This is a genomic window from Erysipelatoclostridium sp. An173 (assembly GCF_963931465.1).
Classification (GTDB): Bacteria; Bacillota_I; Bacilli_A; order Erysipelotrichales; family Coprobacillaceae; genus Thomasclavelia; species Thomasclavelia merdavium.
Genome location: NZ_OZ007017.1, coordinates 889216 through 912195, shown reverse-complemented (window position 1 = coordinate 912195; position 22980 = coordinate 889216). Strand labels below are relative to the sequence as shown.

At 29.5% G+C, this 22980-nt stretch carries 26 protein-coding genes, 1 tRNA gene and 1 other annotated feature; of the genes, 4 read left to right on the top strand and 23 right to left on the bottom strand.

All coding sequences use genetic code 11. The features are described 5' to 3' along the window. Positions 1–43: 43 nt before the first annotated feature. The 18 genes from minD to ABGT36_RS04490 form a co-directional block, all read right to left on the bottom strand. Positions 44–823 carry a septum site-determining protein MinD gene (gene minD, locus ABGT36_RS04575; protein ID WP_087301199.1) on the bottom strand — a complete coding sequence of 260 codons (780 nt, stop codon included), beginning with the start codon at positions 821–823 and terminating at the stop codon, positions 44–46. Continuing rightward, entirely contained in the window at positions 816–1391 is a 576-nt protein-coding gene (locus tag ABGT36_RS04570; protein WP_087301202.1) for a septum site-determining protein MinC, read from the bottom strand. Before ABGT36_RS04570 ends, minD begins: the two co-directional genes overlap by 8 nt. After that, entirely contained in the window at positions 1366–1899 is a 534-nt protein-coding gene (mreD, locus tag ABGT36_RS04565; protein WP_087301204.1) for a rod shape-determining protein MreD, read from the bottom strand. The genes ABGT36_RS04570 and mreD overlap by 26 nt, the downstream gene beginning before the upstream one ends. Further along, positions 1892–2737: a rod shape-determining protein MreC gene (gene mreC / locus ABGT36_RS04560; protein WP_087301207.1), complete on the bottom strand. Its 846-nt coding sequence runs from the start codon at positions 2735–2737 to the stop codon at positions 1892–1894. The genes mreD and mreC overlap by 8 nt, the downstream gene beginning before the upstream one ends. A 57-nt stretch (positions 2738–2794) precedes the next feature. Continuing rightward, entirely contained in the window at positions 2795–3472 is a 678-nt protein-coding gene (gene radC / locus ABGT36_RS04555) for a DNA repair protein RadC (RefSeq protein WP_346676996.1), read from the bottom strand. After that, positions 3469–3855, bottom strand: a complete 387-nt coding sequence (locus ABGT36_RS04550; protein WP_087301213.1) for an SPOR domain-containing protein — start codon at positions 3853–3855, stop codon at positions 3469–3471. The genes radC and ABGT36_RS04550 overlap by 4 nt, the downstream gene beginning before the upstream one ends. A gap of 57 nt (positions 3856–3912) precedes the next feature. Then, positions 3913–4050, bottom strand: a complete 138-nt coding sequence (locus tag ABGT36_RS04545) for a hypothetical protein (RefSeq protein ID WP_158095208.1) — start codon at positions 4048–4050, stop codon at positions 3913–3915. Continuing rightward, on the bottom strand, positions 4051–4209 hold the full coding sequence (locus tag ABGT36_RS04540; protein ID WP_204215305.1) for a hypothetical protein: 159 nt from the start codon (positions 4207–4209) through the stop codon (positions 4051–4053). It lies immediately after the preceding gene. Between the two features lie 148 nt (positions 4210–4357). Further along, a complete protein-coding gene (locus tag ABGT36_RS04535; RefSeq protein ID WP_087301216.1) occupies positions 4358–6979 on the bottom strand; it encodes a valine--tRNA ligase in 2622 nt (873 codons plus the stop codon). Then, positions 6972–7625, bottom strand: coding sequence for a hypothetical protein (locus tag ABGT36_RS04530; protein ID WP_346676993.1), 654 nt, complete (start codon positions 7623–7625; stop codon positions 6972–6974). The genes ABGT36_RS04535 and ABGT36_RS04530 overlap by 8 nt, the downstream gene beginning before the upstream one ends. 31 nt (positions 7626–7656) lie before the next feature. Next, positions 7657–7862, bottom strand: a binding site (T-box leader). Between the two features lie 24 nt (positions 7863–7886). Continuing rightward, positions 7887–8801, bottom strand: coding sequence for a hypothetical protein (locus ABGT36_RS04525; protein WP_087301222.1), 915 nt, complete (start codon positions 8799–8801; stop codon positions 7887–7889). After that, on the bottom strand, positions 8798–9604 hold the full coding sequence (locus ABGT36_RS04520) for a LysM peptidoglycan-binding domain-containing protein (RefSeq protein ID WP_087374326.1): 807 nt from the start codon (positions 9602–9604) through the stop codon (positions 8798–8800). The genes ABGT36_RS04525 and ABGT36_RS04520 overlap by 4 nt, the downstream gene beginning before the upstream one ends. A gap of 89 nt (positions 9605–9693) precedes the next feature. Continuing rightward, complete coding sequence (gene yihA, locus ABGT36_RS04515; RefSeq protein ID WP_087301228.1) at positions 9694–10293, bottom strand: ribosome biogenesis GTP-binding protein YihA/YsxC; 600 nt, start codon at positions 10291–10293, stop codon at positions 9694–9696. A gap of 58 nt (positions 10294–10351) precedes the next feature. Continuing rightward, entirely contained in the window at positions 10352–12673 is a 2322-nt protein-coding gene (gene lon / locus ABGT36_RS04510) for an endopeptidase La (protein WP_087301231.1), read from the bottom strand. A gap of 56 nt (positions 12674–12729) precedes the next feature. Further along, complete coding sequence (gene tig, locus ABGT36_RS04505; protein WP_087301234.1) at positions 12730–14013, bottom strand: trigger factor; 1284 nt, start codon at positions 14011–14013, stop codon at positions 12730–12732. Positions 14014–14105: 92 nt separating this feature from the next. Then, positions 14106–15029, bottom strand: coding sequence for a hypothetical protein (locus ABGT36_RS04500; protein ID WP_296882699.1), 924 nt, complete (start codon positions 15027–15029; stop codon positions 14106–14108). A 23-nt stretch (positions 15030–15052) separates the two neighbouring features. Then, positions 15053–15196, bottom strand: coding sequence for a hypothetical protein (locus tag ABGT36_RS04495; RefSeq protein ID WP_158095209.1), 144 nt, complete (start codon positions 15194–15196; stop codon positions 15053–15055). A 19-nt stretch (positions 15197–15215) separates the two neighbouring features. Next, positions 15216–16109, bottom strand: coding sequence for a LysR family transcriptional regulator (locus ABGT36_RS04490; RefSeq protein WP_346676989.1), 894 nt, complete (start codon positions 16107–16109; stop codon positions 15216–15218). 110 nt (positions 16110–16219) lie between these two features. Here ABGT36_RS04490 and ABGT36_RS04485 point away from each other — a divergent pair, with 110 nt between their 5' ends. The 4 genes from ABGT36_RS04485 (at position 16220) to ABGT36_RS04470 (ending at position 19576) form a co-directional block, all read left to right on the top strand. Further along, positions 16220–17224 (top strand): YeiH family protein, encoded by a 1005-nt coding sequence (locus ABGT36_RS04485; protein WP_300078708.1) that lies wholly within the window; start codon positions 16220–16222, stop codon positions 17222–17224. Between the two features lie 234 nt (positions 17225–17458). Then, positions 17459–17980 (top strand): hypothetical protein, encoded by a 522-nt coding sequence (locus tag ABGT36_RS04480; protein ID WP_346676987.1) that lies wholly within the window; start codon positions 17459–17461, stop codon positions 17978–17980. A gap of 143 nt (positions 17981–18123) precedes the next feature. Beyond that, positions 18124–18477, top strand: a complete 354-nt coding sequence (locus ABGT36_RS04475) for a diacylglycerol kinase family protein (RefSeq protein WP_087371455.1) — start codon at positions 18124–18126, stop codon at positions 18475–18477. A 241-nt stretch (positions 18478–18718) separates the two neighbouring features. Beyond that, the gene (locus tag ABGT36_RS04470; protein ID WP_300078682.1) at positions 18719–19576 is read left to right on the top strand and encodes an aminoglycoside phosphotransferase family protein; all 858 of its coding nucleotides are present in this window, start codon (positions 18719–18721) and stop codon (positions 19574–19576) included. 178 nt (positions 19577–19754) lie between these two features. On the opposite strand, the gene ABGT36_RS04465 is transcribed toward ABGT36_RS04470, so the two are convergent. From ABGT36_RS04465 to ABGT36_RS04445, 5 genes are all read right to left on the bottom strand, one after another. After that, positions 19755–19831 (bottom strand) — tRNA-Arg (locus ABGT36_RS04465). A gap of 58 nt (positions 19832–19889) precedes the next feature. Next, positions 19890–20363 (bottom strand): metallophosphoesterase, encoded by a 474-nt coding sequence (locus tag ABGT36_RS04460; RefSeq protein WP_239404230.1) that lies wholly within the window; start codon positions 20361–20363, stop codon positions 19890–19892. Positions 20364–20409: 46 nt separating this feature from the next. Next, positions 20410–21321, bottom strand: a complete 912-nt coding sequence (locus ABGT36_RS04455) for a hypothetical protein (protein WP_346676985.1) — start codon at positions 21319–21321, stop codon at positions 20410–20412. Between the two features lie 84 nt (positions 21322–21405). Then, entirely contained in the window at positions 21406–22569 is a 1164-nt protein-coding gene (locus ABGT36_RS04450; protein ID WP_346676983.1) for a M15 family metallopeptidase, read from the bottom strand. A gap of 172 nt (positions 22570–22741) precedes the next feature. After that, positions 22742–22945: a LuxR C-terminal-related transcriptional regulator gene (locus ABGT36_RS04445; protein WP_087301476.1), complete on the bottom strand. Its 204-nt coding sequence runs from the start codon at positions 22943–22945 to the stop codon at positions 22742–22744. Positions 22946–22980: the final 35 nt, after the last annotated feature.

Below are 22980 nucleotides of genomic sequence, written 5' to 3'. Positions count from 1 at the left end.
CACCTAATAAAGTATATGAAATAAAACAGCTTAAAATTCACTATTATGAATAAAAAAAGCGACGTAATAAACTTTTCTTTTTATATTTTGCATATGGTACCTGTTGACCTAATAATCGCTTAGAAATATTAGTAAAACAAATATGTAATAAATGCTGACTATTTAAAAAGATTGGTACCCCACGATTATTAGCCTCGATCATATCATGACTTTCATAGACAATTCCAAGTAGCGGTAATGATAAAATCTCTTTAGCATCATCAATAGTTAGTGAACGAGCACTTTCAATATCATCTAAATTGACTTTATTGATAATCATATTGATTGTATTAATACCTTTTTTCATCAATAAACCAACTACCCGATCAGCATCACGCAATGAAGATACATCAAGATTAACAACAACAATTGCCTCACTAGCTAATGAAGCCGAATACTCAAAACCTTTTTCAACCCCAGCTGGACTATCAACAATTATAAAATCATAATCCTTATTTAATCTTTCAATCAAAGCATTCATTATTTTAGTATCTAAATCTTCAAACGATAATGATTTACAAGATGGTAATAAACTTAAACCATCAATTCTTTTATCTTTAACTAAAACCTGTTCAATAGTACAGCGACCTTCAACAACATCATTTAAATCATATACAACACGATTTTCTAAACCCATCATCACATCAAGATTTTTCAAACCAAAATCACCATCGATCAAACAGACTTTAAATTTTGAAAAAGCTAATGCACTAGCCAGATTAACACTAATACTGCTTTTACCAACACCACCTTTACCTGAAGTAACCACAATAACTCTAGACATAAATCATATCCCCCTTATCTAAGAATATTTGACTATCTTTATAATAAAGCATCGTTAATTCATAACTTGTATAATTATGTCGGGATACTCCATTTATTCTAATGTGTGCATCTTTAAAATACTGGCCACTAATCTTTGATTTAGCATTCAAGCCCTCTACTAATCCACTAACACGGCCCATAACATACAATTTTCCTTTAAAACGAACAATGGCTCCGGGATTAATTTGACCAATAATTAAAGTATCCTGATCTAATTCTAGTACTTCACCGGCATGAACTGTCTTGTTAAGAACCCGTATCTTGTTTTTCTTTTCTACTTTAGCCATATTAATTCCATCAAATAATAAAACCTGTTTTTCAAATAATAATGTCAGTAACCTCAATAACTCATGAACCGTTAAAATTCGACTTTTAAAATCAAAAAAAGCCTTTGGATAATAGCCATCACTTTTTAAAAGTGGTGACTCCAAAAGACTTTCTAATTCATTTAATAAAGTATTAAATTCCTGACTATCATCAAAAACAAAAACTAGATGATTATTAACTCCTTTTACTTTGATATGCATTGACTTTACCCTCGAATCCTAATTTCTTATGGATAAAATAAACTGGCGCAATCAATAATAAATTAACTCCTACTGTTGGCAATAAACGATTGGTAATGAATGTCACTACTGATAATTGCGTCACATTAGTTATCCACATCAACCAGTATATCACACACTCCTGGACGATTATTGTCACAATTACAGCGATAAACATTTCTAATAAAGTATAAGCAGCTAATTTAGTATATTTTTTACCAAAAAATGCATATAAACAATAAAGTAAAACATATATTAATAAACTATTAGCATAAACAACTGCATAATATAATCCGGTAACCGTTGCAAAAATATAGCGATGTTCATCAGAAATAGTATTATTTAATAAAGTAAAAATCATAATTCCAATACATGGAATAATCGTTATCCCTAATTTATCAAAATTAAAAGGTAAATAATAACTAATAACACTATCTATTACAAAACTGATTGCCATTACTAAATAATAACGATATAACTGTTTATTCATTACTATCGCTCCTAAATACTACTGCAACATACGATAGATCATTAAAATCAGCAGCTGGTTTAACTTGAACTGTTGTTGAAGTTCCATCTTCAGATACACTCGAACCAGTAACTGTTCCAATATAAATTCCTTTAGGTGCTTTTCCACCAAGACCAGATGTAATTACTTGAGCATTATCTTCAAATTTATCAACATCACTAAATAAAGTTACATTAAAACACTCATTTTCTACATCATAACCATTCAACAAACCATAAACATTTTCTTGACCATTCATAATCTGTACCGGTAAAGATGAATTAGGATTTTCAGCTGTTAATAATTGAACTCTAGCAGTTACTTCAGTAACTGAAATTACTTTTCCAATCATCCCTTTAGAAGAAATTACAACCATATCTTCTTCAACATCAGCCATACTACCTAAATCAATAGTAATTTCATTATTCCAGCTATTACTTTCTCGAATAATAGAAGTTGTTTTAATATTGTATTCTGTCGGTAAATGTTCAATATTCAACATTTCTTTTAATTCTTCGATTTCATTAGATAAAACATCAGTATTAACTTCAACACTTGCATAAGCTGATAATCTAGCTTTTAAAATTCTATTTTCTTCATAAACATTTTTCAATTCATTATATTCATTAAATATATCTGTTACAAACTCAATCGGTTTTTTTATTACATAATATTCAACTGCAGCAATCGAATCGCTTATCATTCGCTCAAAAGCCCCTTGAGATCTTGAAATAACCAACGAAATAGTAGAAAACACAATTATTGATACTGTAATAATAAAAATGATTCGTTTGTTTTTTTGTTTTTTACGATTATTCAAAATATCACCTCACATTTATAACATTATAAGGCATTAATTAGAAATAATCAATTAACTTTAAACTTCTATAACTTTATTTATTTGAAAACTATAAAACTTATTTCGACCAATAATTAAATGATCCACTACTTCAATATCTAATTTTTTTGCAATACTAAAAATTTTTTTAGTAGCTTCAATATCTTCAACTGATGGTTCTGGATTGCCAGATGGATGATTGTGGATAATTACAATTCGACTACTTCCACATATTAAAGCTTCTTTAAACAATTCCCGACTACTAATAATTGAAATATTATTAGAACCAATAAAAACGATCTTTTCCTTGATAACTTCTAAACGTGAATTCAAACATAAAACTAATACTTTTTCCTGTTGTTCAAACATCAGTTTATTTTTTACATACTCATAGCCATCTAATGGCTCTTTAATAACTGCAAAATTAGCGGGTTGTTTTTGTAGTCGTTTTGCAAGTTCTACGATCGCTAAAACCTCAATTGCTTTTGCTTGTTTAATACCTTTAATTTGTGTAAGCAAATTATAATTAACATCTTTTAAATAAGCAAATCCGCCTATTTCATTAATAAGCCGCTGGGCTAATTCAATAACTGATTCTTGTTTATTACCTGTTCTTAAAACTAATGCTAATAATTCAACATTCGATAAAGTTTCAACACCATGATAAAATGCTTTTTCACGAGGCCTTTCTTCTAAAGGATAATTGCTAAGTTTCATGAACCTAATTCTTTAATAATTGCTTCATAATCCTGTTGCTCTATTTTTTCTTTAAAATCAGATGTAAATTTTTCTTGTTTAATAACACAAGTAATACCATTAGCACTAATATCATTACCCATATTTTTTGCTTCCTCCTCAGTTAAAAACACGCCTGTAATTATTATATAATTATTATCTTTTTGATACTTGTAATTTGGTTTTTGCAACTGGGTCAATTTAGCAACCATTTCATTAGCATTTTCTTCCTGCTTATAAATTCCAACTTGAACTATGTAAGCATCAATATGACTATTTATTGTCGAAAAAAATTTTAAATATATCCCCGCAAAGCATAATGATAATAAAATTGCCAGCACAGCTGTAACTCGAATAATCTTCATCTTCACCCCTCCAAGTTAAATATATGCTGGCAAAAAGTAAATATACTTTAAATTAAATTAGCGTCGTGCAAAAAAGTGACTTCTCATAACTCTAAATAAACCTGTACCAGCAGCAATAATTATCGATGTAACAACATATACAAGTGACGAACCACCACTAATTTGACGTTGTTGTTTAGTTGTTAATTCTTTCATTTAGCGCCACTCAATTGAAATGATTCTAGGAATCGAAATTCTTCCGGCACTTGATTTATACATCTTATAAACTGCTGTTCCAATCACGACAAAGAAAATAATTCCGGCAACGCCGCCGCCATTTACTTCCATTTGTAAATCTTGTTGTAATTCATTCATTAGTCCTTTCCTCCTGTTTCTAATTTAAAGGCCACACCTTCCACTAAACCTTTATTAATATATACTCCTATACCCTTCATTTTTTCTTTAAAAAAATGAATTATGTAAAAAAACGATAGTTACTAAAATCGTAACTACCGCTTTTAATCTACATTTGTTCTAATTGTTTTTTTACTGCATCATATTTTGATTGATAATCAACTAATTTATTTCGTTCTAACTCAACTTTTTCTTTTGGTGCTTTTGAAACAAATTTTTCATTAGCTAACATTCCTTGGCAGCGTTTAATTTCGCCTTCAAGTTTCTTTAATTGAACAAGTAATTTTTCTTTTTCAGCTTCTTTATCAATATAATCACCTAATTCAACTAATAAACTATTTCCACCTTTGATTGTAATATTAGCAACTTCACCATTAGCTTCAAGATTATAACCAGAACAAATTGCATTACATAATTTTTTAATATATGGTAAACATTGATCCATCAATTGTTCAATTTGGCTATCTTTTGTTTCAATAATATATGCGATTTCACGAGCATTTTTAATTGTATATTGGCTTCTGATTTCACGAATACCTTTAACAATATCAATTAAATATGCAAACTGATCGTTAATAGTTGCATCACTAAAATCTTCATTTACTTCTGGCCAAGAAGCAATACAAATAGATTCTTCTAAATGTGGCATAGTTTGGAAGATTTCTTCAGTTACAAATGGCATAAATGGATGTAACATTTTAACAATAGCATTTAATACATAAACTAAAGTATTTAAGCTAGCTTGTTTTTCAGTTTCATTTTCACTATTTAAATGTACTTTAGTTAATTCAATATACCATGAACAGAAATCATCCCATACAAATTTATATAACTCATTACCAACATTAACAAATTCAAATTTATCCATGTTAGTATCAACTTCTTTGATAACTTCATTTAAACGATTCAAGATCCATTTATCACATAAGTTTAAATTATCAAATGATAAGTCCTCGTATTTCATATCATCATCAATATTCATTAAAACAAAACGAGCACTATTCCATATTTTATTTATGAAATTCCAAGCCGCTTCCAGTTTTTCAGGACTATAACGTAAATCCATACCTGGAGCAGAATTAGTTGTTAAGAAGAAACGTAATGTGTCAGCACCGTATTCTTCAATTACATCCATTGGATCAACACCATTACCTAAAGACTTAGACATCTTACGACCTTGTTCATCACGAATTAAACCATGGATCAAAACATGTTCAAATGGACGTTGTTTTGTAAAGTGTAATGATTGGAAAATCATTCTACTTACCCAGAAGAAAATAATATCATAACCAGTAACTAAAGTGTTAGTTGGGAAATAACGTTTAAATAACTCGCTATCTTCATTTGGCCATCCTAAAGTTGAAAAAGGCCATAGTGCACTTGAAAACCAAGTATCCAAAACATCTTCATCTTGTTTCCAGTTTTCAATGTCTTCTGGAGCAGTTTTACCTACATATACTTCGCCAGTTTCTTTATGATACCAGGCTGGTACCCGATGCCCCCACCATAACTGACGTGAAATACACCAGTCTTCAATATTTTCCATCCATTGTGTAAATGTTTTTTCAAAACGTTCAGGAACAAATTTTACTTTAGAATCTTTTAATTGATTTTCTAAAGCTGCTTTAGCTAATGGTTTCATTTTAACAAACCATTGTTTTGATAAATATGGTTCAACAATAGCATTACTTCTTTCAGAATGTCCTACTTGATGTAAATGTTTTTCAATATGATCAACAACACCAGCTTTTTCAAAATCAGCTACTAAAGCTTTACGACATTCAAAGCGGTCCATTCCTTGATATTTATGAGCTAGCTCATTCATTGTTCCATCATCATTCATACAAATTGGCATTGCTAGATTATATTTTTTAGCAAGGGCAAAGTCATTTGGATCATGAGCTGGTGTACATTTCATAACCGCTGTACCAAAAGACATGTCAATATAACTATCAGCCATAATAGGTAAAGCTTCACCATTAGCTGGGTTGATAGCTTTTTTACCTACTAAATGAGTGTAACGTTCATCATCTGGATGAACAAAGATTGCTTGATCGGCAAACATTGTTTCTGGACGAGTAGTAGCAATTACTAATTGTTCATCACTATCAACAATTTGATATTTAAAGTAATACATATGTCCTTCAATTTCTTTATGAATAACTTCAATATTACTTAATGCTGTTCTTTGAACTGGATCCCAGTTAATAATTCGTTCACCTTGATAAATTAATCCCTCGTTGTATAATTTAACGAAGACTTCTTTTACTGCTTCGCTTAATCCTTCATCTAAAGTAAAACGTTCTTTTGAATAATCCAAAGATAAACCAAGTTTTTCCCATTGACTACGAATGATTGAAGCGTATTCTTCTTTCCAAGACCAGGCTTTATCTAAGAAACCTTGACGTCCTAAATCATAACGAGAAATACCATCTTCACGCATTCTAGCTTCTACTTTAGCTTGAGTGGCAATTCCAGCATGATCCATTCCTGGAAGCCATAAAGCATCATAGCCTTGCATTCTTTTATAGCGAATAATCATATCTTGTAAAGTTGTATCCCAAGCATGTCCTAAGTGTAATTTCCCAGTTACATTTGGTGGTGGAATAACTATTGAATAAGGTTTTTTATTAACATCACCAGCTTCAAAATATTTTTTATCAAGCCAGTGACGATATTTTCCAGCTTCTACTTTATGATGATTATATTTAGGTTCAAGTTGTTTACTCATCATTTTCCTCCTTATCTTCTGCATCAATAAATTCATCTTTGTGTTCACGAATAAATTTAGCAGCTTTTAATAAAATTCCAGATGTTTTTAATGCTGATGCTAGTGCGTTTGTAAAATCAGAGAAATTATAATTTCCATAATCACTACCATCATCAATATCAATTTCTTCATCATTTTCAATTGCTGTTGCTAATTTATCAGCCGCTACCATTAATTCAGCAATTTCATGGCAATCAACTGCTTCGAATGCTTCTTTAACATATGGACGATATGTACAATATGGTTCTTTAATAAAGAATGTATGTAATGACCCGCGACCACCTTCAAGTGATAATTCAACTTGATAAATTGTATAAATAAGCAATTCACTATGTGTCAAAACATCAATCAAATTACCGATTTCATCACTTTCAAATATTTTATCTTCTTTACCCATGATATGAAATAATACCGCATGGGTCATTTCTTCATCAGGTGTTTCATCAAATAATTCACTTGTAAAGTGACGATATTTTTCTCGATTATCCTCATATTGAATTTGTTGCTCTTTACGAATTTTTTGATACTTACGGATTTTTTTACCATAAGAAAAAAAGATAAATGCACAACCAATAAAAAATAACGTCCAAATAATTGAATACTCCATAATTTCCTCCTTAAAATAAAAAAAGCATCGTCATAAGGACGAATGCTCGTGGTACCACCTTACTTTACATATTTACTAATATGCCTCAAAACCTTAACGCAGTTATACGTGTCTACCTACTCAAGTTCAATAAACATGCTCCTAGGCTACCTTCAATCCTTTATCCTGTCTCATTTCCACCTAACTGAGATTCTCTATAAAGCTTCCGGATTTACTCCTCCTAATCATCGCTATAGATACATTCTAACAAATTCATTTGTTCTAGTCAATTGAAAGCTTTTTATTTAAAGAAGAAATTGAATCTAGATAATATAATAACCGTGACATTAAAATAATATTATTTACCTCATCATTTCCTAATTCAATAATTGGAATTACATGCAACAAACATTGCAACAACAATCGTTCTTCTTTTAATAATTTGATCTTACAAAAATAACTATCTAATATTACATCAAAATCAAAAATTAATTCCGGTATTTTTTGATACATATTATAAATATCATAGATACATAAATTAATCTTTATTTGATCAATTGAAATCAAACAATTTTCTTTCATTAAAATATGACTATAACTAAAATTATTATATGTCAAACATAATCTTATTGTATCTAAATTACAAACATAATTTTCATATTCTTGTAATAATTCCTTAGCTTTATTCAAACACCATTCAATTCGATGATAATTCAAAACAAACATCCAGCCAGTAGGACTACGATAAGCTAATACTTCAAAATTATTCATGATTTCATTATAATAAACCATTCTTTCATGAATTATACCATTAATCTCTTCAATCTGACATTTAAAATAGTTCTTAGCAACACTATAATTAAAAAATGTTGTTGCATGCAAATAAGACAAACACTCATAATAAAACTTTAATTTCAACTCTTTTATAATTACATTATCATCATTCAACCATGGACACATATAAAACTTTTTATCCTGATAATTAGTTAAAATCTGTTTATTACAATTACGAATAATTGGTACAAAACACTTTAAATGCAAACTTTCAATATGATCAATTACTACTGTTAAACTAGTATCATCAACAAATTTTAAACTAAAAAAACCTTCCTGACATTTTACCTTAAATACTTTTTTTGTTACTTTAATATAACCGATAACATGTAACGAATAAGAATTTTTTATTATTTCGTTCATGGAACATATGGAATAATTAAAACATTGCCAGCTTCTAAGACCTTATCCTGGTTATAATCACGAATAATTTTTTCATCAATATCATATCTTTTTGCTACGCTGCTATAACTATCATTATCTTTTACAATATATAAATAATAAGTACCAACACTTTCTTCACTATCTTGAAAAATCGGCCGTGATTTACTTGGATATACTTTTTCTTGTAATTGCTCATTTATTTCATTAACAACCATCTTTTCTTTTGGCGTAATTTCAGTAGTTTTACTAGCATTATTACTTACAGTATCCTCTTTATTTGGCATAACTGCTGGTTCATAGACTTCTTTAGTTAACTCTAATTCCGGCTCTTGATTACCTGCAGCTTCCTCAACAACTTCTTTTTCCTGAGATTCAAAATCACTATCACGTATCAAACTTTCAATTTCTTTGATTGGATCATCGTTAACTTCTGGAATATTTTCATCTTTGACAAACCGATCTTCGCCATCAATAACTCCATGAATACCAACTTCAATTTTAATCTTTATGTTTCCATCAACAATCTGATAATCAAAATCTTCTACTTTAATATTAAAATCTCTTTGATCAACAATCTTATCAAAAGTAGCCAAAATATCTAAATCAATATTTTCATTAAACTTTTGACTTTCATTATACTCCCCATTAACAATCAAACTACCAATTGCTCTAACACCAACGCTTTCAATCTTATAATTAATAGATTCATCAACCGATAATGATACTAATTCATTTAGTTGATGATTCAAATCAATCAGCTTTTCAAAAAATATCTTTTGCATATTTACCTCCCATAGAAACTATATGCAAAAAACACTAAAATATGAAATAAGATATTTATCAAGACAAATAAAAAAGACCTATTATAGGTCTATTCAAAATCAATATCACATAGCTGATAAATAAATTGCCAGGCTTCTTCGATACCTTTTTTCTTTAAACTAGAAAAACGAACAAACTTATCTTCAGGATGTAATCCTAATGTTTCTTTAATAATCTTTTCATTTTTCTTTAAATCATTACGCTTTAACTTATCTTCTTTGGTAGCAACAACCATCACTGGCACATTATGATGTTTAACAAACTCATACATCATAACATCGTCTTTAGTTGGTTTATGACGATAATCAACTAATAAAATAAAACCTTTCAAAGTATTACGATCACTAATATACTCATCCATTGTTTTACCAAACTGTTTAGTCATATTATCATTAACTTTAGCATAACCATATCCAGGAACGTCTACAAAATATAATGCATCATTTACATTATAAAAATTCAAAGTTCTAGTTTTACCAGGGGTACTAGAAACCTTGGCCAATCCATTACGATTCAACATCGTATTAATAAAACTGCTTTTACCAACATTACTACGTCCCGCTAAACACATTTCTGGATAGCTTTCTTGAGGCCATTGACTTTTCCAGGCTGCCGATAAAACATATTGTGCTTTTTTAATTTTTACCATTTTTATCACCTCTTTTATTGTAACATAGTCAAGAAAAAAAGGGTTAATTTTTTAACCCTTATTTTACAAGTGCATGATCCAAAACTGTATCAATATGATCAGCTAAAATAATTTCTAGATCATCTTGTACTGATTTTGGAATATCATCAATATCCTTAGCATTATCTTTAGGAATGATTATTGTTTTAATTCCTGAACGATGTGCTGAAATTGATTTTTCTTTTAAACCACCAATTGGTAAGACATTACCACGTAAAGTAATTTCACCTGTCATAGCAACATCGTTACGAACTGGTTTATCTTTAAATGCTGAATAAATAGCTGTTGTTAAAGTTACCCCAGCACTTGGTCCATCTTTTTTAACTGCTCCTTCAGGAACATGAATATGAATATCTTCTTTATCAAAAGCAATATTCTCAAGACCATATTTTTCTTTATTAGCTTTCATATAGTCTAAAGCAATTGATGCTGATTCTTTCATGACATCACCAAGTTGTCCTGTAATAATAAACTTACCAGAACCTTGGAAATGATTAACTTCGATTGGTAAAATATCACCACCAAATTGAGTATAAGCTAAACCAGTAACAACTCCTACTTGGCTATGATCTAATTTTTTAGTATGTTCAAATGGTGCTTTTCCTAATAATTCTTCTAAATTATCAACAGTTACTACTAAAGTTTCTTTTTTCTCTTTTAAAACTGTTAATACTGCTTTACGACAAATTTTTGCAATTAATCTTTCTAAATCACGCACACCAGCTTCACGAGTATAGTGACGAATAATATACATTAATGCATCATCTTCAAAAACTAATTGTGATTCATTTAAACCATGTGCTTTTAATTGTTTTTTAACTAAGTGATTTTTTGCAATCATTTGTTTTTCTTGTTCAGTATATGATGATAATTCAATAATTTCCAAACGATCACGTAATGGACCAGGAATATTACCTAAATCATTTGCTGTAGCAATGAACAATACTTTTGATAAATCATATGGTTCTTCTAAATAGTTATCAGAAAATAAACTGTTTTGTTCAGGATCTAATACTTCTAGCATTGCACTAGTAGGATCACCTTTGTAGTCACTTGACATTTTGTCAATTTCATCTAATAAAAATACTGGATTAACAACACCGGCTTTTTTCATTCCTTGAATGATTCTACCTGGCATTGATCCTAAATAAGTTCGACGATGACCACGTACTTCAGCTTCATCACGAACTCCACCTAATGAAGCTTTAATAAATTTACGATCTAAGGCACGAGCAATACTTTTAGCAATTGAAGTTTTACCAACACCTGGTGGACCAGCTAAACAAATAATTGGTGCTTTTAAAGACTTAGTCATTTGTTTAACTGCTAAGTATTCAACAATTCTTTCTTTAACTTTTTCTAGACCATAATGATCTTCATTTAAAACATCTTCAATTGCCTGGATATCTTCAACATCTTTAGTTTCTTGATACCAAGGAGTTTTCATCATCCAGTCAATATATGTTCTAACAACGTTAGCTTCTGATGAAGCTGCAGGCATTGTTTCAAAACGACGTAACTCTTCTTCGATTTTATCCTTAACATGTTGAGGATAAGGATTGTTATTTAATTCTTCACGAATTGTTTCAGCGTCGTCTTCTTTAGGAACACTGTCCCCTAATTCTTCTTTAATCGCTCTTAATTTTTCACGTAAATAGTATTCACGTTGGTTTTCATCAATACTTTCACGTACTTTACGATTAATTGTTTCTTCAATTTCACCAATAACTTTTTCTGATTCAATTGAACTAATAACTTGTAGTAATCTTTCATTAATATTAAATGTTTCTAAGATTTTTTGTTTTTGCTTCAAATCAATTGGTAAATATTGCGCAATTGTATCTGCTAAAACACTTGCAGAAACACCACTTGTTAATCGATTAATTGAATCTAAAGGCATATTTGGCATAGAGCGTTTAGCTTGTTCAAAATATGAAGTTGCTTTACGCACTAAGGCAACCTCTTCATTACGATCACCAAATTCATCTTCAATGATTTTCACAGTTGAATAAAGGCTACCTTGATGTAATTCAAAATTTGTAAGCTCAACTCTTTTAGCACCGCGAACAGTTAATTTAATTGTTCCAGAGCTATCACGTCTTACTTTACGTTCAATTTTACAAAGAGTACCAATATGGTACACATCATCAAAAGAAGGATTATCCTCTAAAGGATTAATTTGCGAAACAAAAATGATATTGTTGTCATGCTCATTAGTACTTAATTGAAGTGCTTTTAAACTTACTGGGCGTCCAACATCTAATGTTAGATGGTTTTCTGGGAATACAACCATACCCCGAGTACAAACTACTGGCAATGTTAATACAGTTTGTTCTTCCATTTTTTTCCCTCCTATTTTCTAATTTTACTAAAAAGACGCATGTTATGAGCGTCTTTTTATTTCTTTAAATTGTCTTTTACTAAATCAATAGCTTTACGAGTTAAGATATCATTTTCAACATGGCTCATATTTCCTTCGAAAATTTTCTTAACATCATCTAATTCTCTTTGATACATATCAGCAATTTTTTGTAATTCAGCTTCACGTTCTTCATCAGTTACAGCTAATTCTTCTTCTTTAATAATTGCTTCTAAAATTAAATTTAATTTAACTCTTTCTTCTGCTTGAGGTTTAATATCTTCTAAAACATCTTCTTTAGATTTTCCAGTGAATTGTTCATAAACTTCGAAGTTTAAACCTTGTCTTTGTAAATTTTGTTCAATTTCTTGTAACATCATATCTTGTTCTTGTTTTAATAAAGCATCACTATCTTCAACTTTAGATGAAGCAATTAAAGCTTTATAAATGTCATCCATGAATTTGTTTTCAGATTCATTTTCTTTACGAGCTTTAATTTGTGATTTAATATGTGCTTTTAATTGTTCTAAAGTTTCTACACCATCGATGTTAACATCTTTTGCTAATTCATCATCGATTTCTGGTAAATGTTTTTCTTTGATTTCATGAACAGTTACTTTAAATGTAGCTTCTTTACCAGCTAAATTAGGTGCTCCATAATCTTCTGGGAAAGTTACTTTAATTTCTTGTTCATTATCAGTTGTCATTCCAATTAATTGATCTTCAAATCCTGGAATGAAAGAACCGCTTCCGATTTCTAATGGATAGTTTTCACCTTTTCCACCATCAAAAGCTTCACCATCAATAAATCCTTCATAATCAATTACTGCAGTATCACCTTTAGCAACTTTTCCATCTTCTTTAACTGACAATTCTGCAAATTGACTTTGATAGTTAGATAATTGTTCTTCAATTTCTTTTTTAGTTACAGCTACACGACCTTTTTTAACTTCTAAACCTTTATATTCTCCTAATTCTACTTCAGGTTTAACAGGTACATTGATAACTACTTCTAATTCATCTTCACTAATTTTATTAACAGATAAAGTTGGTTGAGCCACTGGTTCAACTTGAGCATCAGTTAAAATTTGAACAAATTTATCTTGTAAAATCATATCAGAAGCTTCTTGTAAAATACTAGCTTTTGATATTCTTGATTTAATCAACGCAACAGGAGCTTTTCCTGGTCTAAATCCGTCAATTTTTACACTTTTAGCTAATTTATTAAGCGCTTTATCTTGAGTTGATTTCCATTCATCACTTTCAAACGCTACTGTTAATTCAACAATTGCTTTTTCTAATTTTTTATTACTGATTTTCATACTATTCTCCTTCTTTAGTTTCATCACGTATTATATACTAACAATATCATTAATTCAACTTATTTGAACAATTAATCACTCAATTTTTTTCATTAATACTCTATTTCTTTAATTTCATTTAGCTTTTCTAAGACATCCTCTTTGTCACAATTATATAAAAATTCAATATCTTCCATTTCGATATCGATATATTGCATTGAAGCTAAATGATAATGAATAGCCCCCGCTATTGGTCGATAATCATAGTCATCAATATATTTAGGATAAACTAAATATAAATAATAACTTAAAAACTGTTCACATAAAGCAAACAATGAAGGATTTTCATCTTCTATCGCTTCTGATAGTAATTTTAAAATTCCTTCACCAACCTCCTGGTTTAATACCAATGGGGCAAAACTAGGATTAATATCATAGTTGATACCATTTTTTACTAATTCTAGATCTTCATCAATTTCTTGATCAATCATTAATTCTATCAATAAACTTTTAGCAAATGCTGGTTTCTGTTCATTTTTTAAAAAATTACGAATTACCGGCATTAAACGACGAATATTCATTCCTTCCATCTGTTCAATTGCCATATAAAGTAAATCTTCATTAATTTGATCTCGAGATAAGATATTCTCCATATCTTCAATACTAAAAGCACGATTATATCGTTCCATTCCTTCATTAGCCTCGTGCTTAGCTAACAACAATTCATCATAAGCAGCATTAAATACAGTTTCATATTCAAAAGGAATGTAAGGCATAGATAATTCTTCGATCATAATATTAATAGCATCTTCATACTCTTCTAGTTCTTTTAATGTTGCAACATAGATGCTAACAACATCATAATAAGTATTTGTTGCTTTAGCTTTAGCTAACATTCCCTCTGCTTTAGCCTGTTGATATTCACCTAAACCATATAGGCAAACCAAACGCTGATAACGTGTTGTTTCATCGCTCATATCATTTAACAAATCTAAGGCATCTTGAAACTGATTATTAGCAATATATTCTTCGATCATTTTTTCTCCTTGTCATGTAAAATTTATTCATCATCTTCTGATAAATCTAACTGATAGTCAATCTCTTCTACTTTTTCTTCTTGCTCTTGTAAACTTTCAATCACTTCATTATAAAGCTCTAGTTTACTATCCTTTAAAAAATCATCATCAGTTAAAGGCATGTTCATCACTCCTTTTATTCATCTATTATAGCAATACTTTAGTATTTTGCAATTGAAATAGTGCAAATAATTGCTGGTAGTATTCACTAAAAACACTATTTTTACGCCAAATAAAATTAATCTCATGACTAATTTGCATATCATTAATTTTAATTTCTTTTAATTTGCCTTGCTTAAGTTCATCGATTACCGCCATTTGATAAATAAAAGTAACTCCTTGTAAATTAGCAACAAGATGTTTGATCATATTAATATTACCAATTTCAATTATATTTTCAAAATCTCGTAAATTCATATTTCGCTCTTTTAGCCAGCGTTCAATAATTTCACGTGATCCTGAACCGGTTTCTCGAATAATTAGATTATATTTAAACAACTCATTTATATCCACTACTGAATCAATCTTTAAATTACTCGGACCAACACAAATATAATTTTCATGGCAAAAAGTCCGATAATCATATTCATTTTTATTAAAATAACCTTCAACTACTGCAAAATCTAAATTTCCTTCATTAATACCTTTTAAAAGTTCACTAGTATTAGCTACTTGCATTTTAATAGCCAGATTACAATTTTCTTGTAACAAGCTATTGATAATTTTAGGCATGATATATTCGCCAACTGATAAAGTTGCTCCAAAAATCAATTCTTGTTTATTAGAACGATTTTTTAACTTGTTTTTTAAAAAAATATCATCATGTTTTAATGTTGTAGCAACTTCAAGTAAAATCTTGCCCTCTTTAGTTAAATACATTTTTTTACCCGAATAAACAAACAGTTTAACTTGATAATATTCTTCTAAATATCGGATGTGTCCAGAAACAGCAGGCTGCGTAATATTTAAATATTGACTAGCTTTAGTAAAATTCATAAATTTACAGACAGCTAAAAAAGTATCAATACGAAAATCAAGCATTCCAATCACCCAATATTAACTATAACATATTTTTATCGTTAAATAAATAATTATAATTTTATTTTATTATATTTTTTAGCTATAATGACTCTGTCAAAGGGAGGAACATTATGTCAAAAATAAAAAACAACACTTTAGGGGTACTTTTATGTCTAGCAATAGCCTTACCCGCTTACTTTTTAGGAAAACAATTCCCGTTAGTTGGTGGACCAGTATTTGCAATTTTAATGGGAATGATCATTACATTTGCCATTAAAGATAAAAGTAAAGTTCAAAGCGGTATTACTTTCACATCTAAAAAAATACTGCAATATGCGGTAATTTTATTAGGGTTTGGAATGAATTTAGGTGATATAGTCAAAACTGGTAGCTCTTCACTGCCAATAATTTTATCAACAATTACAACTTCTCTTGTTGTAGCATATGTTTTATGTAAAGTCTTAAAAATGCCATCAAAGATCTCAACATTGATTGGTGTCGGTTCTTCTATTTGTGGTGGTTCAGCGATCGCAGCAACTGCACCAGTCATCGAAGCCGATGATGAAGAAATTGCTCAGTCAATTTCAGTTATTTTCTTATTTAACATTTTAGCAGCTTTAATTTTCCCAACATTAGGTGGGATATTAGGTTTATCTAACGAAGGCTTTGGAATTTTCGCTGGAAGTGCTGTTAATGATACTTCATCAGTAACAGCTACTGCTGCTGCTTGGGATGGTATTCATGGCAGCAATACATTAGATCAAGCGACAATCGTAAAACTTACAAGAACATTAGCAATTATCCCAATTACTTTAGCATTAGCAATAAAAAGAACTCGTGACGCTGATAAAAGTGAAAGCACATTTGATATCAAAAAAATATTCCCGTTTTTTATCTTATTTTTCGTATTAGCATCAGTCATTACAACTGTATTTAATCTACCAGGAACAGTTACTGCTCCATTAAAAGAATTAAGTAAATTCTTTATTATCATGGCAATGGCCGCCATTGGATTAAATACTAATATCGTTAAACTAATCAAAAGTGGTGCTAAACCAATTTTCATGGGATTTTGCTGTTGGGTTTCTATTACCGCTGTTTGTCTTTCAATGCAAGCATTATTAGGAATTTTATAATTATTAATCAAGAAAAGATTTAGCTATTAACCAAGTTAGTTAAATCTTTTTTATATCGAGAAACAAAGTTATCTGCTATTTTTATTTTGACAACAAAAATCGATTTTGATAAAATCTAGCTAGAAATTGGCAATAATCTTTTTAATAGAAATAAGTCGAAAAGGCGTAGTCTATGAAATTAAATTCAAAGATTAACGCCTTTTTCTAATTTTATTGCCGAAAGGAGATTATGTAATGCCAAAAACAAAAGCACAAAAGCTTATCTTTGGGATTTTAATGTCAATTACGATGACTTATGGAATGGAGGTATATAACAACGCCATTAATGCCGGTTATAATTTAATACCAGGTAGTTTTAGTAATATGACAAACGCTGTGTTTTTAAACGCTTTAAAAGAGAGCAGTTTTATGACGATAATTGTATTTATAATTTCTAATTTTTGGGGAAATCCAATTGGTTTATATTTAGCCAAAAAAATTGTAAGACCCGAAAGCGATAATCCTTTTTTTATAAGTATGATTACTTCATGTTGTACAGTTTTAATAATGTGTCCTACTATGTCTTTAGTTGCCTCAATTATTTTTAATATTGTCCTGGCTGAAAATTCATTATACCTATTACCAGCTATTTGGGTGGGCACTGTAATAAAAAATTTCCCAATGGCTTTGCTATGGAATCTGTTTGCAGCCGGACCAATAACTAGATTAATCTATAATAAATTATTCAATAACAAAAAAGTTATCAAAAATGCCTAAATACTCATTTAGACATTTTTTATACCAATACGGCTCATTGAAAGCAATAAAACAATATTATATAATATTATTAACCTTTTAATCAATCTAACACGATATTGAATATCTTTATTAAAAATAAAAATAATTAAGGAGCTAATTTTATGCATAAAGATCCATTTTACAAAAGTTTAAGCTATGCCATTTCCGGCATCATTAGCTGTATCAAAAAAGAAAGAAACATTAAAATTCATATTTCAGTTATGATTTTAGTTATTATCTGTGGCTTTATTTTTCATCTATCAACAACAGAATGGTTAATTTGTATCTTACTGTTTGCTCTAGTTATTTCTTTAGAACTAGTAAATACCGCTATCGAAGCAGTTGTTGACCTTTGTTCTCCTAACTATCATGAACTCGCTAAATACGCAAAAGATGTTGCCGCTGGTTCTGTATTGATCAGCGCTATCGCTTCAGTGGTTATTGGACTTATTATCTTTGTTCCTAAGTTATTTTAAAAATAATATTTTTTAGATTTCAATAAGACAATAAACTCTTAATGTTTGATCTGGTCCCTGTCAAGCGGACACACTAAATAAGTAAAATTTGTTCTCCCCAATTGGCATTATGCTGATTGGGGTTTATTTTTTAGTGATTCCTTATATTTTGAATTAATATTCATATATAAAAATCACCCTCCATTGTATAACAACAAAAAGAATGATAGACTATAAAAAAATATTTTAAAGGAGTTAGATTATGGAAATATCAGTAGCGATACCTAAAAAATTAATTAAAGAACAATTCCCTCAATGGCAAGAATTAAAAATTTATCCGGTTGCTAAAAGTGGTCATGATAACCGTACTTTCCATTTAGGAAATACGATGTCAATCCGCCTGCCTAGTGGTCACGAATATGCTAAACAAGTTGAAAAAGAAAATCGCTGGTTACCCTATTTACAAGAACATCTTGATTATCCAATTTCAAAACCAATTGCTATCGGTAAACCAACTGGCTATTTTCCCTTCCCTTGGTCAATCAACCAATGGATCGAAGGTAACACTTTGTTTGAATGTCCTAATATTAATCAAAAACAGCTTGCAAAAGAATTAGCCACTGCCTTAAAAAAATTACAAATGATTGATTGTTGCAACGGACCAGAAGCCGGCCAGCATAATTTTTTTCGAGGTGGTGATTTAAAAGTATATGAAGACCAGACTTTAAAAGCATTAAAGATTTTAGAAAATCGTCTACCAGTTAAACAGCTTAAAAATATCTGGGATACTTGTACTTCAAAAAAATATACCGAAAAAAATGTTTGGGTTCATGGTGATATTGCTCCTGGGAATATTTTAATTCAAAACAACTCTTTTCATGGAATAATTGATTTTGGGATATTAGGTACTGGAGACCCTGCATGTGATTATGCTATGGCTTGGACATACTTTAATAAAGAAGCCAGAAAAATATTTTTAGCAAATTTACCTAGTGATATGATAAATCGAGCAAAAGGCTGGGCTTTATGGAAAGCATTGATTACATATGATGATGAAAATATAGATTTTAAACAAAATGCTCGTCATACGATTAATGTAATCTTAAATGAAGAACTATGATTACCTAAAAATGCAAAAGCAAGAAATCTAAAAAAAGATTATCTTGCTTTTTTATTAAAAATATAATTTTTAATATCTTAAACAATACTTATATGTAAAACTAATAAATTACAAAATAAAAACCCTTGATTAACACCAAGGGTTTCAAGAGATTTTATCAATCTCATTATTTTTTAAATGGCGTCCACGAAGGGATTCGAACCCCTGACCGCACGCTTAGAAGGCGTGTGCTCTATCCAGCTGAGCTACGTAGACCTCTCTTTCCTGACTGCTCATATATAATAGCATATCTAAAAGAGAAGTGCAAGTATTTTTAGAAAAAAATTTGTTTAAATTTTACATCTATTTTACCATCGTCGACATTTATCACACAATACATCTTATCACTGCCGCGTCTAGGTAAAGTTGTCGAACCAGGATTAATCAAATAAAAACCAGATTCTTCTTCAAATTGAGGAACATGCGTATGACCAGATAACAACACATCACAATAATGCCGTTTCAAATCATCAACCATTGCTTCTTTACGATTATAATAGCCATAACGATGTCCATGAGTTACTAAAAACCGCACCCCTTCAATTTCAAAAACAGCTTCTTCATCATAAGGATAAAACCAGTCATTATTACCTCGAACAACAACCCAGCCTTCAAGTAATTCTGGTTCTGCCTCACTATCACCACAATGAACATATACATCACCATCAGGTTCTAAATCTCTTACTTCTTCAATTGCCCGATGATAACCATGGCTATCTGACATTACTACTATCTTTTTCACTTTCATCACCTAAACAACATTATACACAATCAGTCAAAAAAAAGAAATCATATTATATTTTTATTCGATTATCAACTTCACCATTAACATCTTCAACTGGTAAAATTTCCTGATCATCAATAAAAATCGAAACACTTTCAACATTATCAAGATGATTAGCTGACTTAACGATACGATTATATAATGTATTATCTATCGATTCATTATCATTTAAAATATTTGGTGCTAGATGAATCGTTAATACCCCTTCTTGCAACGAGCAGCTATCTACTAAACTTAGCGGTTTATCATATTCGATTTCTTCTAACATCAAAGCAACTTTTGTATCTATATCGGTAGCATTTGTTTCTACTCTTTTTGTAATTGGAACATAATATTCTTTATTATTTATTTTTTTAGTATTATAAACTACTACTGGCGTTGTTTTATAAATATAATTCGTAGATGATTCAAAATTATTTATGCCTAAATTATCAGTAATACAGCTAGTAGGTATCGTACTATTAGGAATTTCACTTATATCATTACCATTTATTTTTAAATTAACTTTTTTAACACCATCAACACAAAATACATAAGAAAACATTTCTAAAATATCTAATGCTTCCTGATTATTATTTACATATAAATGATCACTTAAATCAAATGTTAATGAGTTTTCATTTAAAGAAATAGCATTTACTTGTAAATTGGAATCTAAAATAGGATATAATCCTAAATATTCATAATCGGTTGATTTCATCACTTCAATCATATTTCTATATTTTGTATCATCTTCCATTTCCCTAGCAAAATCAACTGTTATAGGAACTAATGTATCTTGTTTATCTTTAAAAACAACAGTTTGATAATTTGGATCATTTGTGTTAGCTGTTTTTTCTTTTTCATTATTATTTTTCAAATAAACAAAACTAGCCACAGCACAAATACCGATAGCAAAAATTATTAAAAGCTTTTTCTTCATTTCTGGTCACCCCATTATAATCATATGAACTATCGATTTTAAAATGATTATTTTAAACAAAAAAACGAGCCAATCAAGCCCGTTTTATTCATTAACATTTAAATTATTATATTCTTCTAAACATAAGTTCTGCTGATGCATAGTTGTTGCTACTTCAACACCGACGTATCTAAATATCGTTGGATTAAATTCATGACCAGTTATAATTGTTTTATCAGCCGGATAACGAAGAACAAATCCGTATTCATAACTATGATTTAATAGCCATTGATAAATCTCTGTTTCCACAAAATCTTCAACACTAATTTCTAATTGTTGCAATGTAACAGTATTACCTAATTGAAATTCGTTATATCCAGCAACTACCCCACGATCTTCTAAAGTAGCTACATCATAACCAACATAGGCTTTTGTTAAAATCATTCCACTACCACATTCTTGATAACAAGCCCGATACATTTCCAATAAATGATTAAATGTTTCTTCTTGTAAATACATAGAGTAATTTGTTCTTGGAATACCTAATGTAGTAACAAGATTTTTCGGTTCATAGCCACCAATATATGTTGTATTATTAACCACTAATGTTGGATCACTTGGATTATAAATCCTTTGAGCATTTAGCTGTAATTCAGTATTGAACAACGTTGCCAATGATGTTTTAGTAAAATTAGCGCTTAATTCCTTAACCTGATCATATAAATCATCATCATTTAAGTCTTTATCTTCTTGCATTATTTGAATATATTTATTTGTATCACTAATATAGCTATAATCACTTTCATCGTATATTGAACGAATTAACTGATAATAATCAATATTATCAAAATCAAAAGAATCTTGATTAATATAAGCTAAAACCAGATCATTATGAACTAGCGTATCACAATATGAAATAGCATCATTACCATAAGCTACTTCTAATTTATTAGCTAACTGATTGGCTACCGAAATCAATTCATCATAATTACTATATTTTTTAGTTTTATCTAACGCATTATAAAATTGATAATATTCTAGATTAAACTCTGAATAAGTAATATATTTAATAAACTCGTTTACAGGAATAGCATTTTCGATTAAATATTCTTGTTCCTGTTCATCTAAATACATCTCTATTAAAGCACGATTATCATTGTTAATTCCATTAACACGATAAAAACGATCATATTTACAATTAATGGCAACAAAAGATATTACAAAACACAATGTAACAATTATATATAAATGTCCTTTTCTAAGTTTCATAAAATCACCCTTATTCAATCATATTAAAACTATATTTAAAAAATCTACATTATTAATATAACCACTAATCTATATATTAAATAACAATTACAACCTATTTTAGCATATTTCCCAAAAAAACGCCATGACTATAGATATTATAAATATTTTACATAACAAAAAAGGAATTAGCCTATAATTCTAATTCCTTAAATCTAATCAACTCAAAAACCGCTTGAATTCGTGAATCAACCCCTAATTTTTGGATCACATTAGAAATGTGATTACGAACTGTTTTTTCACTTATCCCTAATGTTTTAGCAATCTCTTTAGTAGACTGATTTTTTACAAGCAAATCAAAAATTTCCTTTTCCCTTGGGGTCAGGATAATATTCATCATCAATTCACCTCATATTATAATATATGAGAATT

Bases quoted from the DNA above. Each gene is read 5' to 3' on its own strand.
- minD (WP_087301199.1), bottom strand. From the start codon at position 823: ATGTCTAGAGTTATTGTGGTTACTTCAGGTAAAGGTGGTGTTGGTAAA.
- ABGT36_RS04570 (WP_087301202.1), bottom strand. From the start codon at position 1,391: ATGCATATCAAAGTAAAAGGAGTTAATAATCATCTAGTTTTTGTTTTT.
- mreD (WP_087301204.1), bottom strand. From the start codon at position 1,899: ATGAATAAACAGTTATATCGTTATTATTTAGTAATGGCAATCAGTTTT.
- radC (WP_346676996.1), bottom strand. From the start codon at position 3,472: ATGAAACTTAGCAATTATCCTTTAGAAGAAAGGCCTCGTGAAAAAGCA.
- ABGT36_RS04550 (WP_087301213.1), bottom strand. From the start codon at position 3,855: ATGAAGATTATTCGAGTTACAGCTGTGCTGGCAATTTTATTATCATTA.
- ABGT36_RS04545 (WP_158095208.1), bottom strand. From the start codon at position 4,050: ATGAAAGAATTAACAACTAAACAACAACGTCAAATTAGTGGTGGTTCG.
- ABGT36_RS04540 (WP_204215305.1), bottom strand. From the start codon at position 4,209: ATGAATGAATTACAACAAGATTTACAAATGGAAGTAAATGGCGGCGGC.
- ABGT36_RS04535 (WP_087301216.1), bottom strand. From the start codon at position 6,979: ATGAGTAAACAACTTGAACCTAAATATAATCATCATAAAGTAGAAGCT.
- ABGT36_RS04530 (WP_346676993.1), bottom strand. From the start codon at position 7,625: ATGGAGTATTCAATTATTTGGACGTTATTTTTTATTGGTTGTGCATTT.
- ABGT36_RS04525 (WP_087301222.1), bottom strand. From the start codon at position 8,801: ATGAACGAAATAATAAAAAATTCTTATTCGTTACATGTTATCGGTTAT.
- ABGT36_RS04520 (WP_087374326.1), bottom strand. From the start codon at position 9,604: ATGCAAAAGATATTTTTTGAAAAGCTGATTGATTTGAATCATCAACTA.
- yihA (WP_087301228.1), bottom strand. From the start codon at position 10,293: ATGGTAAAAATTAAAAAAGCACAATATGTTTTATCGGCAGCCTGGAAA.
- lon (WP_087301231.1), bottom strand. From the start codon at position 12,673: ATGGAAGAACAAACTGTATTAACATTGCCAGTAGTTTGTACTCGGGGT.
- tig (WP_087301234.1), bottom strand. From the start codon at position 14,013: ATGAAAATCAGTAATAAAAAATTAGAAAAAGCAATTGTTGAATTAACA.
- ABGT36_RS04500 (WP_296882699.1), bottom strand. From the start codon at position 15,029: ATGATCGAAGAATATATTGCTAATAATCAGTTTCAAGATGCCTTAGAT.
- ABGT36_RS04495 (WP_158095209.1), bottom strand. From the start codon at position 15,196: ATGAACATGCCTTTAACTGATGATGATTTTTTAAAGGATAGTAAACTA.
- ABGT36_RS04490 (WP_346676989.1), bottom strand. From the start codon at position 16,109: ATGCTTGATTTTCGTATTGATACTTTTTTAGCTGTCTGTAAATTTATG.
- ABGT36_RS04485 (WP_300078708.1), top strand. From the start codon at position 16,220: ATGTCAAAAATAAAAAACAACACTTTAGGGGTACTTTTATGTCTAGCA.
- ABGT36_RS04480 (WP_346676987.1), top strand. From the start codon at position 17,459: ATGCCAAAAACAAAAGCACAAAAGCTTATCTTTGGGATTTTAATGTCA.
- ABGT36_RS04475 (WP_087371455.1), top strand. From the start codon at position 18,124: ATGCATAAAGATCCATTTTACAAAAGTTTAAGCTATGCCATTTCCGGC.
- ABGT36_RS04470 (WP_300078682.1), top strand. From the start codon at position 18,719: ATGGAAATATCAGTAGCGATACCTAAAAAATTAATTAAAGAACAATTC.
- ABGT36_RS04460 (WP_239404230.1), bottom strand. From the start codon at position 20,363: ATGAAAGTGAAAAAGATAGTAGTAATGTCAGATAGCCATGGTTATCAT.
- ABGT36_RS04455 (WP_346676985.1), bottom strand. From the start codon at position 21,321: ATGAAGAAAAAGCTTTTAATAATTTTTGCTATCGGTATTTGTGCTGTG.
- ABGT36_RS04450 (WP_346676983.1), bottom strand. From the start codon at position 22,569: ATGAAACTTAGAAAAGGACATTTATATATAATTGTTACATTGTGTTTT.
- ABGT36_RS04445 (WP_087301476.1), bottom strand. From the start codon at position 22,945: ATGAATATTATCCTGACCCCAAGGGAAAAGGAAATTTTTGATTTGCTT.